This is a genomic window from Achromobacter sp. Root170 (assembly GCF_001428165.1).
Taxonomy (GTDB): domain Bacteria; phylum Pseudomonadota; class Gammaproteobacteria; order Burkholderiales; family Burkholderiaceae_B; genus Achromobacter; species Achromobacter mucicolens.
In genome coordinates this window covers 1-14,455 of the sequence record NZ_LMHN01000017.1, presented here as the reverse complement: position 1 = coordinate 14,455, position 14,455 = coordinate 1, and the positions used below count along the sequence as shown (strand labels likewise).

The following is a 14,455-nucleotide window of genomic DNA, read 5'->3' as shown; positions in this document are numbered from 1 at the left end:
GGGTCTCAGGGCAGCCGCCTCGTGGGCAACTGCGCGAAAACGGCGGCAATCTCGTCGGGTGTCAGGGCCCGCGCCGCCGGAACCAGCGCCAGCGCGGCGTCCGGCATGGTGCGCACGGGGGCCGACTCAGGCGACTGCACCAGCGTGCGGCCGCCGGCCGCCTGGATGGCGGCCAGGCCTTCGGCGCCGTCCTCGTTGGCGCCCGACAGCAGCACGCCCAGCAGCCGATCGCCATAACAATCGGCCGCTGATTGAAAAAGCACGTCAATGGACGGGCGCGAAAAATTCACCGGCGGGTCGATCGACAGCGCCAGGCGCGGCCCCCGATCCACCAGCAGGTGGTAGCCGGGTGGCGCGAAATACACATTCCCGGGCTGTATCGGCTGCTGGTCCTGGGCTTCCAGCACGGTCAACGCGCAGCGGTAGCCAAAAATGTCCGGCAACAGGCTGCGCCGGTCGCATGGCAGGTGCAGCACGACCACCACACCGGCGCGCAGGCCGGCCGGAAGCGCCGGCAGCAAGACATTCAAGGCGTCGATCGCGCCCGAGGATCCGCCGATGACGATCGCATCCCAGGAGGCCGCGGCCTGCGCATCGGCACGAGGGTCCGGTGCGCGTGCGGTCACAGGTCGGCCTTCTTGCGGTAGATGCGGTCCGCCAGCACGAAGTCGTCAAAGCCGTCGGCCTGCGCCGAGAACCGGACCGATTCCCGGGACCCCAGTCCCAGGAATCCGCGATGCACCAGCGCATCGTGGAACAGTCCCAGCGCCCGGTTCTGCAGGTCGCGCTCGAAGTAGATGAGCACGTTGCGGCACGACACCAGATGCACTTCGGCGAACACGCTGTCCGTGGACAGGCTGTGGTCGGAGAACACCATGTGTTCGCGCAGCGACTTGTCGAACACCACGCGGCCATAGCGCGCCGTGTAGTAGTCCGACAGCGAGCTGCGTCCGCCGGACTGCGCGTGGTTGGCCGTGAAGGCCGCCGCCCGGTCCAGGTCGAAGACGCCCTGCTCGGCCGCGCGCAGCGCGTGCGGATTGATATCGGTCGCATAGATCAGCGACCGCTCCAGCAGGCCTTCCTCGTGCAGCAGGATGGCCAGCGAATAGACCTCTTCGCCGGCGCTGCAACCGGCCACCCACACCTTGATCGAGGGATAGGTGCGAAGGATGGGCAAAACCTCGCGGCGCAGCGCCAGAAAGTAGCTGGGGTCGCGGAACATGTCGCTGACCTGCACCGTCAGGTATTGCAGAAGGCCCGTGAAGACGGCCGGATCGTGCAGCACGCGATCCTGCAGTTGCGACAGCGTCCTGCAATCGAACTCGCCCAGCGCGGTGCGCAGGCGGCGTTTCAGCGAGGCCTGCGCATACTCGCGAAAGTCGTAGTGATACCGGTGATAGATGGCATCGAGCAGCAGCCGCTGCTCGATGTCTTCGATGTGCGCCTTGTTCTGTGTCGGCATGGGCGTGATCGCTGTGTCCTGATCCGGTCCGGCCTACTTGCGCATCCAGACGCGCACCAGCGACAAGAGGCGCTCGACGTCCAGCGGCTTGGAGATGTAGTCGTTGGCGCCCGCGGCCAGGCATTTCTCCTGATCGTCCCTCATGGCCTTGGCCGTCAGGGCGATGATGGGCAGCCGGCGCCACTCGGGCCGCGCGCGGATCTCGCGCATGGCCGTGTAGCCGTCCATCTCCGGCATCATGATGTCCATCAGCACCAGGTCGACCGCGCGGTGGCCGTTCACACCGGCGCGGCCCAGCGCATCCAGCGCCTCGCGTCCGTTGCGCGCGATCTCCACGTGCAGGCCGGTGGGCTCCAGGATGCTGGACAGCGCGAACACGTTGCGCACGTCGTCTTCCACCACCAGCACGGTGCGGCCTTCCAGCGTGGTGTCGCGGCTGCGCGCCAGCTCCAGCATCTGGCGCTGCTGCGGCGGCAGTTCGGCTTCCACCTGGTGCAGGAACAGCGTCACTTCGTCCAGCAGGCGCTCGGGCGAGCGCGCGTCCTTGATGATGATCGACTTGGAGAAGCGGCGCAGCTGCTGTTCTTCGTCGCGCGACAGCGCGCGGCCGGTATACACGATCACCGGCGGGAACGACACGCTGTCCTGCTCGGCCATTTCGCGCAGGAGTTCGTAACCGCTCATGTCGGGCAGGTTCAGGTCCATGACCACGCAGTCGTAGGTGGTGTCGCGCAGCAGCGTCAGCGCATCGCCGGCGGTGGCGGCCAGCACGATCTCGACGTCGTCGCGCGCCAGCAGTTCGCGCACGCTGTCGCGTTGGCGGTCATCGTCCTCGACGACCAGCACGCGCCGCACGTTCTGCGTGAACTTGGCTTCCAGCCGGTGCAGCGCGTGCACCAGTTCCTCGCGCTTGACGGGCTTGAGCGCGTAGCCCACCGCGCCGCGGACCAGCGCTTCCTGCGCGTAGTCCGCCACCGACACGATGTGCACCGGGATGTGCCGGGTGGCCGGGTTGCGCTTGAGCTGGTCCAGCACGCCCAGGCCGGAAAAGTCGGGCAGGTTCACGTCCAGCACGATCGCGTCGGGCCGCCGCTGGGACGCCAGCGCCAGGCCATCCGTTGCGGTATGCGCGGTCAGGCAGCCAAAGCCCATCTCGTGCGCCAGATCGGACAGGATGCCGGCAAAGCGCTCGTCGTCCTCGATGACGAGGATGGTGCGGGCATACGTTTGCGCGGGTTCCGATTCGGCGGACTCAGCCGGCGCTTGCGGGTCGGCTTGAGCGGTGGCGGGAACGGCGTGCGTGGCCGGGGCCGGTTGCGCCGGGATCGCGGGCATCGCGGGCGCATCGGTCCGATCCTTGGCCGCCGGCGCGGGCGAAACAACCAGCAGGTTCATCGGCAGCAGCAGCGTGAACACGCTGCCCTGCCCGGGGGTGCTGGTCAGCGACAGCGTGCCGCCAAGCAGCTTGGCCAGGTCGCGCGAAATCGACAGGCCCAGCCCGGTGCCGCCGTGCTTGCGGTGCGTGCTGCCGTCGGCCTGGCGGAATGCCTCGAAAATCAGTTCGTGCTGTTCGGCGGGCACGCCGATGCCGGTATCGTGCACCGCAAAGGACACCATCCGTCCCGGGGCCCGCGCCACGCGTAGCGCCACGAACCCCTTGTCGGTGAACTTGATGGCGTTGGACAGCAGGTTTTTCAGCACCTGCCCCAGGCGCTGCGGATCCGTGCGCAGGGTGTCGGGCACGTCGCGAGCGATATCCAGCTCCAGCGTCAGCCCCTTCTCTTGGGCCAGCGGCTGCAAAGGCTCCAAGAGGCGCTGGAGGGCCGGGGCAACCGCCACCTCTTCGACCTCCACCGTCGCCTGGCCGGCTTCGATCTTGGCCAGATCCAGGATGTCGTTGATGAGCGCCAGCAGGTCGCGTCCCGCCGCGTGAATGGTCTGGGCGTACTTCACCTGGTCGGCCGACAGGTTGCCCGTCTTGTTGTCGGACAGCAGCTTGGCCAGGATCAGCGTCGAATTCAGCGGCGTGCGCAGCTCGTGGCTCATGTTGGCCAGGAACTCGCTCTTGTACTGGCTGGCCTGCGTCAGAAGGCGCGCCTTGTCCGTCAGCGCGCTTTGCACGCGCAGAAGCTGTTCGGTCTGGGATTCCAGGTTGAGGTTGGTCTGCTCAAGCTCGGTCTGCTGCAATTCCATGCGCGCCTGCGATTCCTGCAGGATGCGGCTTTGCTGCTCCAGCTCCTCGTTGCTGACGCGCAGCTCTTCCTGCTGGGTCTGCAACTCTTCGGACTGGCGCTGCGTCTCGGCCAGCAGCGCTTCCAGACGCGAACGGTCCATGCCCGCCCGGATCGCCGACGCCAGCATTTCCGACGCGCCTTCGAGCAGGCTGCGCTCGCTCTCGCTGACCGAATGATTGAAGCCAAGCTCGATGACGGCATACACGCGCTCGTACTGCATGGCCGGCGCCACCACCAATTCGGTCGGCGCCGAGCGCCCCGTGGCCGACGACACTTCCAGATGGCCGGCAGGGACATTGCGCACGTGCAGCAGTTTGCGCGACGTGGCCGACTGGCCGGCCAGGCCTTGCGCCAGCGGGATCTTTTGCGGCAGCCGCTCGGGCGGCAGCGCGTAGCCGCCAAAAAGCTCCAGGTCGTCACCATTGACGACATACCCCGCGCCCACGCTGGCATGCAGGTACTCGGCCAGGTAATCCAGCGCCCGCCTGCCGATTTCATCCAGGCGCAGGTCGCCCCGCAGCCGCATGCTGAGACCGGACAGGCCCGTCGTCACCCACGCCTGCCGCGCCTTGATGCGGTATTCGCGGATGGTCATGCCGGCCGAGGCCACGATCAGGGCCAGCAGCACCAGCGCGCCGCTCCACGAGTAGTAAGTCGAGATCGTCGAGGCCTGGTTCCACGCATTGCGCTCGCGCTGGATCTGCTCCATTTGCAGGGCGTAGAGCTCGCCGACCAGATCGCGCAGCCGGTCCATGGCGTCCTTGCCCGAATCGGTCCGCACCACCGCCATCGCGCCCTCGGCGTCGCCCGCCTTGCGCATTTCGATGGTGTTGTTCAGTTCACTGAGCTTTTGCTGCGTGATACCGGCGATGTCATTGGCGATCCGGCGCTGCGCGGTATTGTCATTCGCGGCTTCCTTCACGACCGCCAACCGCTGCTCGATCAGCGGCACGGAGCGCACGTAGGGTTCCAGATAAGACGGGTCGCCCGTCAGCAGATAGCCTCGCTGCCCGATCTCGGCGTCTTTCAGCGCCGAATTGAACAGGCTGAGCTGGCGCAGCGACTCGGTGGCACGGTCCATGGCCTGGACGGCGCGCGCACGGGTGTCCGCGGACCGGACGTTGACGAAGGCGATGACCAGCGTGGCCACCGCCGCCAAGACGAATCCGGCCATCAGCGTGCGAGGAAAGGCAAGGCGGCTGGCGGGCTGCGGCGATTTCAGCATGAGGTCGATTTACCAAATCAGGAAAGGCGCGCGAATTGCGCAATGCGAGGGTCCGAAGGATTATGCGGATTGAAAAAGACCATAGAAATCCTTCGAACTGTGGAACTATACAGGTCCTTGAAGCCAGATGGTTGCGTATGGATACAACTACGACACCCTATCGGCCCTGGCATGCCCTAGGATTTCGCCTGCACGCACTGCCCCCCTACTCGCGGCTGCCGCCTAGCCCGGCATGCCCCGGCCCTGCCCGCGTGACCGCGCGGCCAGCCGATGGCGCAGACAACCGAATTCCCAGCCGTCCGCGGCACTGACAATCATGAAGAAAATCCTTTTGGTGGACGACCAACCCACGTTGGTCGCCCTGATGAGCGAGTTCCTGAGCAGCGAAGGCTATGACGTAACGACGCATACCGACGGACTCACCGCGCTGCAGCAGATGATTGCGCTGCGCCCCGACCTCGTCATCACCGATCTGTCCATGCCCGGCATGGACGGCGGCGCCCTCCTGACCGCCATGCGGGAAAACGCCTACCTGCACGACACGCCCGTGCTGGTTCTGAGCGGCCGCCCCGAACATGAAATGCTGGAAGCCTGCGGCGAACGCGCGGTCCTGATGCGCAAGCCGGCCAACCCGGATGAAGTGCTGAAGGCGGTGCGCCGCCTGACGCAGGCGGCGCAGCCGCCGTCGCCGGCGCGCGGGGGCTCGGGCCGGCTGACGGCCTCTTTCAGCCGCTTGGGTGCTGCCAGCCTGGAGCGGCTCGTTCAGGCGGCATGACGCCGCCTGAACGGCGTCCTCACCCCACGTGCCCGCCCGCCACGTACATCACCTGACCCGTGATGTACGACGCCTCGGGCGCCGCCAGAAAGCAGATCGCCGCGGCAACCTCTTCCATGCTGCCCATGCGATGCATGGGCGTTCCGGCCAGACAATCCGTATACATTTCCCGCTGCCAGATGCGGTCCTGCTCCGAAGGGGCTTCGGTGTTGCGCGGGATGGCCCGCACGCCATTGTCCAGGGCGCCCGGCGCCACGCCGTTCACGCGCACGCCGGATTCGGCCAGTTCCAGCGCCATGCAGACGGTGGCGGCGTGCACGCCGCCCTTGGACGCGGAATACGGCACGCGGTAAATGCCACGGGTGGCGTTTGAGCCCACGTTCACAATGGCGCCCCGGCCCTGATTGCGCATCACCGGGATCACCTCGCGGCACGACCACAGCGTGGGCCAGAGCGACCGGGTTACCTCTCGTTGCATCTCGTCCGGCGTGTATTCCCAGAAGGGCTTCATCCAGATCGTGCCGCCCACGTTGTGCACCGACACGTCGATCCGGCCATGCGAGTCCATCGTGTACTGCACCATCCGCTGCGCGCCCGCATGGGTTTCCAGATCAGCGTCGATGAACGACGCCTGCCCGCCGGCGTCGCGGATCTCGCGGGCCACGGTCTCGCCCAGTTCGGCGGCGCGATCGACGAGGACGACCGTGGCGCCTTCGGCCGCCAGCCGCTTGGCGGTGGCGCGTCCCACCCCCTGCGCGGCGCCCGTGACCAGCGCGATCTGATTTTCAAATCGATTCATGCGGACTCCCCCTCAATGCGCGCGCGACAACTCGCCCGGCGCGGGCTGTGACGACCGGTTGTCCACGGCCAGCACGGCCAGCAGCGCGCCCGCCAGCGGAATGGCCAGCACCATGAAAAAGCCCGACGGTCCGAACCAGCCCAGGAACGTGCCGCCGATGGCCGAGCCGATGATGGCGCCGGCGCGGCCGATGCCGATGGACCAGCCCGTCGCGGTGGCGCGCAGCGCCGTCGGATACGCGCCGATGACCAGATAGTTCAGCGCCAGCTGCTGGCCGCCGATGCCCAGGCCGGCCGCGCCGATCAGGATGAATACCAGCGTCCAGTCCGTGCCCGCGTAGCCCAGCCCCAGCGCCACCGCAATGCCCAGCGCGAACATCGCGATCAGCAGCGACCGCGTCGACACGCGCGGCATCAGGTAGGACAGCGGAAAGGCGCACACGATGAACACGAGGTTCACGGTGAACGTGCCCATCGGGGCCTGGTCTGCCGGCAAGCCCGCCGCCTTGAGCACCGTGGGCAGCCACGACAGCAGCATGAACCACGCCACCCAGTTCAGCAGGTACACCGACCAGATCGCCAGCGTCTTGCGGGCGTAGCCGTCGGCAAAGAGCGCCTTGACGCTGGCGCGGATCGTCGCGTCTTCCGGCACCGTGAAGCGCGTGCCGGCCGGCAGCGGCTGGCGCGAGATCTTTGCCAGAATGCGGACGACATATCCCTGGCCCGCCGCGTCGCCGCGCATGGCCTTGAATTGCAGCGACTCGGGCAGCAGCACGACCAGCGCCCCGAGCAGCAGCAGCGGCGCCACGCCGCCCACAATGAAGATGCCCTCCCAACCGATCACCGGCAGCATGCGCGCGGCCAGCAGGCCGCCCAGCATGGCGCCCGCGGGCAGGCCCAGCAGCACGCCGGTGATCACCGAGCCACGATGGCGTGCCGGCGCGTACTCCGCCGCCAGCGCCAGCACGATCGGCGTGCAGCCGCCCATGCCCAGCCCCGCGATGAACCGAAGCGTAAGGATGTGCCACGTTTGCGTGGCGCCCGCCGTCGCAAGCGTCGCCAGCCCGAACACCGCCACGCCGATCAGCGCCGCGGGGCGGCGGCCGATCCGGTCGCCCACCAGGCCCAGCGTCATGGCGCCCACCGTCATGCCGACGATGCCCGCCGTGAGGATCGGCGCCAGTTCGCCGGGCTGCAGCTTGAATGCCGCCAGGATCGCCGGCCCGGTGAACGCCATTGCCTGCGTATCAAAGCCATCGAACAGCGCGATCAGAAAGCACAGGGCAAGGACGCGCCATTGAAAGGCGCCCATCCGTTCCTGATCGATCAGGCTCGGAATGGAGAGGGTTGAGGCCATGAGAGTCTCCCCGGGCTCCGCGCGGAGCCCGTTATCGGTATGAGGTATGGGGTGGTGGCGGCATCGCGTCACGGCGATGCCTGCCGGGATCAGGCCTGGGCGGACGCGCGCAGGCGATTGACGATCTGGTTGTCCTTGCCTTGCACAAGACCCGTGAGCACGACGTCGAAGACGATTTCCTTGTACGCGTCTGCCTTCAGGCCCAGTTCGGCGCCGCCGGTCTTGTCGGTCACCGGCGGGATCAACGCTTCGCGGGTGGCGTAAGCGAAATCGTCCCAGATGAGGGGATCGCCCTCGATATTGAATTGCGTCGTCAGCTTGCGGTGCTGATCCGCGCTGACAAAAAGGTGCACGTGCGCCGGGCGGTTGCCGTGGCGGCCCAGCGCGTCCAGCAGCTGCTGGGTGGCGCCCTGGGGCGGACAGCCATAGCCGACCGGCATCAGGGTGCGGAACTCGTACTTGCCGTCCGGGCCGGTACGCACCGCGCCGCGCAGGTTGAAGTCGGTCTGCGCGCCCGTCGGGTCGAAGTGTGAGTAAAAGCCGTTGGAATTGGCATGCCAGCACTCGACGACCGCATTGGCCAGCGGCTCGCCGCCGGTATCGCGCACGATGCCGCGGATCACCAGCGGACCGGCGTTGGCATCCGGATCGGCATCGATGCGCGACACGCCATCGCGCACCGGCGCGCCGGCCACGTAGAGCGGGCCTTCGATGGTGCGCGGCGTGCCGCCATCAAGGCCGGCCAGCTTGTCCTCGTGGTCCATGCGCACGTCCAGATACTTCTCCAGTCCCAGTCCGGCGGCCAGCAGCGCGGCCTCGCCGTCGCGGCCCAGCTGATTCAGGTAATTGACGCCCGCCCACACTTCATCGGGCGTGATGTCCAGATCGTCGATGGCCTTGAAAAGGTCGCTCAACAGGCGGTTCAGAATCTGCTTGAAGCGGGGGTTGCCTTCGCTGCCGTCCAGATTGGTCGCGGCCTTCAGCAGGTCCTGCACTTCCTTCGTGTTGAATACGTCGAGGCTCATGTCTGTCTCCAGTGGGTTATCTGTTTGTTTGGTGTGTTCAGTGTTTCTTGTTCGTGACCTTGACCAGTCCATCGCGCGTGAAGCGCTTGACGCGGTCGTCGTCCAGCGTGATGCCCAGACCCGGGCCGGCGGGCACGGTCAGCTCGAAGTCGCTGTAGTCCAGCGGCTGCGCCAGGATTTCCTCGGTGATCAGCAAGGGGCCAAAGAGCTCCGTGCCCCATTGCAGCTGGGCAAAGCTTGCAAACAGGTGGGCCGATGCCACCGTGCTGACCGCGCCTTCCAGCATCGTGCCGCCATAGAGTTCGATGCCCGCCGCGTCGGCAATCGCCGCCACGCGCTGCGCCGCAAAAAGGCCGCCGTTCTGCTCGATCTTGATGGCGAAGACATCGGCGCCGTGCTGGCGCGCGATCTCGAACGCGGTATCCGGGCCTTGCAAAACCTCGTCGGCCATCAGCGCCACCGGAAACCGGCGCATTAGCCGCGCCAGCGCCGCGGCACTGGCCACCGGCTGCTCCACCAGTTCGCAGCCCGCCTGCGCCAAGGCCGGAATCGCCCAGGCCGCCTGCGTTTCGCTCCACGCCATGTTCACGTCGACCCGCACCGAACCGCGGTCGCCCAGCGCGCGCTTGATGGCGGCCACGTGCTCGATATCCGTCTTCGGATCGCGCGCGCCGATCTTCAGCTTGAAGATGCGGTGGCGGCGCTCTTGCAGCATCTGTTCGGCTTCCGCAATGTCGCGCGTGGTGTCGCCGGACGCCAGCGTCCAGGCCACGGGCAGACGGTCCCGGCGGCGGCCGCCCAGCAGTTCGCTGACCGGCACGCCCAGGCGCTTGCCCTGCGCATCCAGCAGCGCGGTCTCCAGCGCGCTCTTGGCAAAGTGATTGACCTTGACGAGCTTGCCCAGGTGCGCCATCAGCGTCTGGATGCGCGTGGCGTCCTGGCCGATCATGGCCGGCGCGAAGTACGCGTCGATCGACAGCTTCATGGCCTCGGGGCTTTCCGGGCCGTACGCCATGCCGGCGATGGTGGTGCCTTCGCCAATGCCCACCACGCCGTCGCTGCAGAACACCTTCACCAGCATCAGCGTCTGGCCATACATCGTGGCCACCGACAGTTTGTGCGGGCGGATGGTAGGAAGGTCGACGAGAGAGGTTTCGATGCGTTCGATGAAGGCTGCGGGCATGGACGGCGGTGTAGAAGAGGTGGTCACACGGCGTTTATAAGAGCCGGCGACTTTGCGCGTCCAATACTTTGAAAATCCGAATTGATACCTTCAAGGCATAAATAAAAAGCCCCGTCTCAGAGGAACGGGGCCAAAGGCCGATACTTTTCAGGTTATATCGAGCTGGAAGCGAACGGGAGCGATCAGGCCTGAACACGGTGCGGACCACCCGCTCGGGGACCGCCTCCTGCACCCCGGGCCAGATCAATTCGCCGTGATCTTGCCTACTTCGATCACCTTCTTCCACCGGGCAAACTCGTCGGCCTGGAACTTGGTGAATTCCGCCGGCGTATTGCCGACGATCTCAAAGCCCAGTTCCAGCAAACGCGGTTTGACCGACGGGTCGTTCAGCGCCTCGACGATGCCGCCGCGCAGCTTGTCGCGAACGTCGGCGGGAATGTTCTTGGGACCCGCAAACGCCTGCCACGACGTCACGGTCACGCCCTTCAGGCCCAACTCGTCCATGGTCGGCACGTCCGGCAGCAGGGGCGAACGCTTCGCGCTCGTGACCGCCAGGGCGCGCAGCTTGCCGGACTGGATGTGCGTGAGGCTGGTGTTGATGTTGCTGAAGCTGGCGTCGACCTGGCCGCCCAGCAGGTCCACGATGGCGGGTGCGCCGCCCTTGTACGGCACGTGCGTGGCCTGCGTGCCGGTCTCCTGCCAGAACAGTTCGGCGGTCAGGTGGTCCGAGGTGCCGTTGCCCGCCGAGGCGAACGTCATGCGGCCCGGGTTGGCCTTCAGGTACGCCAGCACGCCCTTCAGGTCGCGGAACTGCGAGTTGGCATTGACCACCAGCACGTTGGGCGCCTGCACGGCCACCGTGATGTATTCAAAATCCTTGAGCGCGTCGTAGCCGAGATCCTTGACCAGATGCGGGCCGATCACGAAGGGCCCAAGCGACGACACCAGGATCGTGTAGCCGTCGGGCGCGGCGCGCTTGGCCTGCCCGGCGCCCAGCGTGCCGCCCGCTCCGGGCTTGTTCTCGATCACGAAGGTGGAGCCAAACTTTTCCTGCAGCTTGGGCGCCACCGTGCGGGCGATGAGGTCCGTCGAACCGCCTGGCGGGAATGGCACGATCATCGTGACGGGCTTGGCCGGCCAGTTCTGCGCCTGGGCCGAAGCCGTGACGGCCAGGCCAAGTGCGAGCGTGGTGAACCATTTTTTCATGCGAGTCTCCTCTGGGGTGGCGTCTGTCGCGCCGGTGGTGTTGCATGCGTCCCGCCGCAAGGCCCGCGGCGGGAACGGGAAAATGGATCAGATCCGCTTGCCGACCTCGACACTTTCACGCGTCCAGGCGCGCGCCTGATCGCTGAGCGAGATGCCCAGGCCCGGCCGGGTGGGCACCAGCATGCGGCCGTCCCGGATCTCCAGCCGCTCGTTGAAAAGCGGCTCCAGCCAGTCGAAGTGCTCGACCCACGGTTCGGTCGGATAGATGGCGGCCAGGTGCACGTGCAGCTCCATCGCGAAGTGCGGCGCCAGCATCGCGCCGGCCTGCTCGGCCTGCGAAAGAATCATGAGGAACGGCGTGATGCCGCCCACGCGCGGGGCGTCGGGCTGCACGTAGTCGGCGGCGCGGTGGCGGATCAGCTCGCTGTGCTCGGCCGCGCTGGTCAGCATTTCGCCGGTGGCGATCGGCGTGTCGAACTGCGCGGCCAGCGCGGCGTGGCCTTCGTGGTCGTAGGCGTCCAGCGGCTCTTCGATCCACACCAGGTTGAATTGTTCAAAGATGCGGCACATGCGCTGGGCCGTCGGGCGGTCCCATTGCTGGTTGGCATCGACCATCAGCGGCACGTCGTCGCCCAGGTGCTTGCGCACGGCTTCGACGCGGCGGATATCGAGCTGGCGGTCGGGCTGACCGACCTTCAACTTGATGCCGCCAATGCCGCGCTCGCGCGACGCGCTGGCGTTCACAAGCAATTGCTCAAGCGGCGTGTGCAGAAATCCGCCCGACGTGTTGTAGCAAGCGACCGAGTCGCGATAGGCGCCCAGCAGCTTGGCAAGCGGCAGCTTGGCGCGGCGGGCCTTCAGGTCGTAAAGCGCCACGTCGAACGCGGCGATGGCCTGGGTCGACAGGCCGCTGCGGCCCACCGACGCGCCGGCCCAGCACAGCTTGGTCCAGAGCCGGCCGATATCGCTGGGGTCTTCGCCGATCAGGACGGGCGCGATCTCCTTGGCGTGGGCAAACTGGCCCGGCCCGCCGGCGCGCTTGGAGTAGCTGAGCCCGATACCTTCGTCGCCGCTTTCGGTCTGCACTTCGACGAACAGCATCGCGACCTCGGTCATCGGCTTTTGCCGGCCGGTCAGCACTTTCGCGTCGCTGATCGGGGTGGCCAGCGGCAGATAGCAGGACGAGATGCGCATCCAGGCGATGCGGTCGGCGGGGATCGGGGCGGTCATGGGAGTCTCCAGGTGTCTTGAATGGGCATTGCGGGCAGCAGGCGCTTGGATGTCCAAGCCAATGGACAACGTTGTCATTCCGGGCCAAATAAAAAGCGCCGGGATGCGGAGCCTTGCTGGCGGCGGCGATGAGAACGTGGCAGCTGGCGGTCATGATAACGTTGTCCAAAATTCACGGCAAGCCGCGTCGCGATCCGTACATACCCGTACTATCCTTCCATCCCATGAAGCCCAAGTCCATCACCCTGCATGACGTCGCCCGCGCCGCTGGCGTGTCGCTCATCACCGCTTCGCGCGCGCTCGGCAACCCGGGGCGCGTCTCCGAGGCCACCATCGCGAAAGTCCAGCAGGCCGTGACGGAAACGGGCTACATCCCGAACTTGCTGGCCGGCGGCCTGAAGTCGCGGCGCAGCCACACCGTCGCGGCGCTGGTCCCGATCATCTCGGTGCCGCAGTTCCTGCCCACCATCGAGGCCTTGACCGCCGAGCTCGACCGCGACGGCTACCAGCTCATCCTGGGACAGATGGGCTATGACCGCGGCCGCGAGGAAGCCTTGCTCAATGCCATGGCGGGACGCCGGGTCGACGGCGTCGTCGTCGCCGGCCTGCTGAGCGACATACCGGCCGCGCACCGCCTGCGCGAAATCGGCATCCCCGTCGTCGAGACCTGGGACCTGACCGGCCACCCGCTCGACATGCTGGTGGGTTTTTCGCACCGGCGGGTGGGTAACGCCGTGGCCGAATTCTTCCTGTCCAAGCGATGGCGCAACGTGGGGCTGGCAACCGGCGACGACCAGCGCGCCGCCGTGCGCCGCGCGGGCTTTCTGGAAACCTTGGGCCACGACGTGCCCACGGCCGTGGTACCGGCGCCCAGCAATGTGGCGTCCGGCCGGCGCGCCGCCGCCGAACTGTTGGACAAGGCGCCCGGCCTGCAGGCCATTTTCTGTAGCGCCGACGCGCTTGCCGAGGGCGTGCTGACCGAAGCGCGCGTGCGCGGCCTGCGCGTGCCGCAGGACCTGGCGGTCTGCGGGTTTGGCGGCGCTGATTTTGCCGCGCATCTGGCGCCGTCGCTGACCACCGTGCAGGTCGACGGCGCGAACATCGGCGCGCAGGCCGCGCGCATCCTGATGGCGCGCTGCCGCGGCGAGAGCACGCAGGAGCGCATCATCGACGTGGGTTTCCAGATCGTCGAGCGCGAGTCGACGGGCGGCTGTGCGGCAACTTAGCCAGGTGTCTGACACCCGTTGAGACGCCGCTACTAGCTGACGATCATCTCCGAAGGGTGTCAGACACCTTGTATCTTGGCCGCTGTAGTGATTAGCTATCGCTACAAGCGGACCGATGAGCGTGTTCAGACACCTAGAGCCTGGACTTTGTCGTTCAGATTACGCCTCGGTTCCGCACCTCNGTCAGCAAGCGCTTCAACCCACACGTTGGTGCGCTTTACGCGCGGCTCTTAGCAGCTGGAAAGAGCAAAATGGCCGCGCTAGGCGCGGCCATGAGAAAGCTGGTGCATCTGTGCTTCGGCGTGCTTAAAACTCGGACACCGTATCGGCCCGACTACGCCTGAACGCTTGACGGTCAAGACGGTATCTGTATCTTGGCCRCTGTAGTGATTAGCTATCGCTACAAGCGGACCGATGAGCGTGTTCAGACACCTAGAGCCTGGACTTTGTSGTTCAGATTACGCCTCGGTTCCGCACCTCTGAGCCGGCTGGACACTGGACGGTAGCCTAGGGCTTTGGACCCTGTATGTACAAGGCAAGTGGGCGCAGCGGGCTTCTTTGGTATTGGCAAGGGAGCTTAGGTTTATGTTTTTTCTCGGAATTGACGTTTCTAAGGCGAAGCTRGATTGCGCGCTACTTGGCAGCGATGCCAACAAACGCAAGACCAAGGTCGTACCCAACTCGATAGCGGGCGTGCAGACGCTGCTGCAGTGGTGCGCCAAGCAGGGAGCCGA

Annotated in this window: 11 protein-coding genes and 1 pseudogene; 3 read left to right on the top strand and 9 right to left on the bottom strand. The window is 66.4% G+C overall.

Annotated elements, in window-relative coordinates; genetic code table 11:
• Positions 1 to 5: 5 nt before the first annotated feature.
• From ASD87_RS20825 to ASD87_RS20815, 3 genes are read right to left on the bottom strand one after another with little or no spacing between them, the layout of a single operon-like run.
• On the bottom strand, positions 6 to 626 hold the full coding sequence (locus ASD87_RS20825; RefSeq protein ID WP_056326061.1) for a chemotaxis protein CheB: 621 nt from the start codon (positions 624 to 626) through the stop codon (positions 6 to 8).
• Positions 623 to 1,462, bottom strand: a complete 840-nt coding sequence (locus tag ASD87_RS20820; protein ID WP_056326058.1) for a protein-glutamate O-methyltransferase CheR — start codon at positions 1,460 to 1,462, stop codon at positions 623 to 625. The genes ASD87_RS20825 and ASD87_RS20820 overlap by 4 nt, the downstream gene beginning before the upstream one ends.
• A gap of 33 nt (positions 1,463 to 1,495) precedes the next feature.
• Complete coding sequence (locus ASD87_RS20815) at positions 1,496 to 4,921, bottom strand: response regulator (RefSeq protein WP_056326055.1); 3,426 nt, start codon at positions 4,919 to 4,921, stop codon at positions 1,496 to 1,498.
• A 316-nt stretch (positions 4,922 to 5,237) separates the two neighbouring features.
• On the opposite strand from ASD87_RS20815, the gene ASD87_RS20810 reads away from it, so the two are divergent.
• Positions 5,238 to 5,696, top strand: a complete 459-nt coding sequence (locus ASD87_RS20810) for a response regulator (RefSeq protein WP_226846992.1) — start codon at positions 5,238 to 5,240, stop codon at positions 5,694 to 5,696.
• Positions 5,697 to 5,715: 19 nt separating this feature from the next.
• On the opposite strand, the gene ASD87_RS20805 is transcribed toward ASD87_RS20810, so the two are convergent.
• The 6 genes from ASD87_RS20805 to ASD87_RS20780 form a co-directional block, all read right to left on the bottom strand.
• Positions 5,716 to 6,495, bottom strand: a complete 780-nt coding sequence (locus ASD87_RS20805) for a 1,6-dihydroxycyclohexa-2,4-diene-1-carboxylate dehydrogenase (protein WP_056326053.1) — start codon at positions 6,493 to 6,495, stop codon at positions 5,716 to 5,718.
• A 12-nt stretch (positions 6,496 to 6,507) separates the two neighbouring features.
• Positions 6,508 to 7,806 (bottom strand): MFS transporter, encoded by a 1,299-nt coding sequence (locus tag ASD87_RS20800; protein WP_056326951.1) that lies wholly within the window; start codon positions 7,804 to 7,806, stop codon positions 6,508 to 6,510.
• A gap of 134 nt (positions 7,807 to 7,940) precedes the next feature.
• Positions 7,941 to 8,876: a catechol 1,2-dioxygenase gene (gene catA / locus ASD87_RS20795; protein ID WP_056326050.1), complete on the bottom strand. Its 936-nt coding sequence runs from the start codon at positions 8,874 to 8,876 to the stop codon at positions 7,941 to 7,943.
• A gap of 37 nt (positions 8,877 to 8,913) precedes the next feature.
• On the bottom strand, positions 8,914 to 10,059 hold the full coding sequence (locus ASD87_RS20790) for a muconate/chloromuconate family cycloisomerase (RefSeq protein WP_056326047.1): 1,146 nt from the start codon (positions 10,057 to 10,059) through the stop codon (positions 8,914 to 8,916).
• Positions 10,060 to 10,302: 243 nt separating this feature from the next.
• Positions 10,303 to 11,265 carry a tripartite tricarboxylate transporter substrate binding protein gene (locus tag ASD87_RS20785; protein WP_056326045.1) on the bottom strand — a complete coding sequence of 321 codons (963 nt, stop codon included), beginning with the start codon at positions 11,263 to 11,265 and terminating at the stop codon, positions 10,303 to 10,305.
• An 87-nt stretch (positions 11,266 to 11,352) separates the two neighbouring features.
• Entirely contained in the window at positions 11,353 to 12,495 is a 1,143-nt protein-coding gene (locus ASD87_RS20780; RefSeq protein WP_056326043.1) for a mandelate racemase/muconate lactonizing enzyme family protein, read from the bottom strand.
• A gap of 224 nt (positions 12,496 to 12,719) precedes the next feature.
• Between ASD87_RS20780 and ASD87_RS20775 the strand changes: the two genes are divergently transcribed.
• On the top strand, positions 12,720 to 13,721 hold the full coding sequence (locus ASD87_RS20775) for a LacI family DNA-binding transcriptional regulator (RefSeq protein WP_056326040.1): 1,002 nt from the start codon (positions 12,720 to 12,722) through the stop codon (positions 13,719 to 13,721).
• Positions 13,722 to 13,903: 182 nt separating this feature from the next.
• Positions 13,904 to 14,065 (top strand): annotated as a pseudogene (locus ASD87_RS26710) (IS110 family transposase); the annotation flags it as partial.
• Between the last annotated feature and the right edge of the window lie 390 nt (positions 14,066 to 14,455).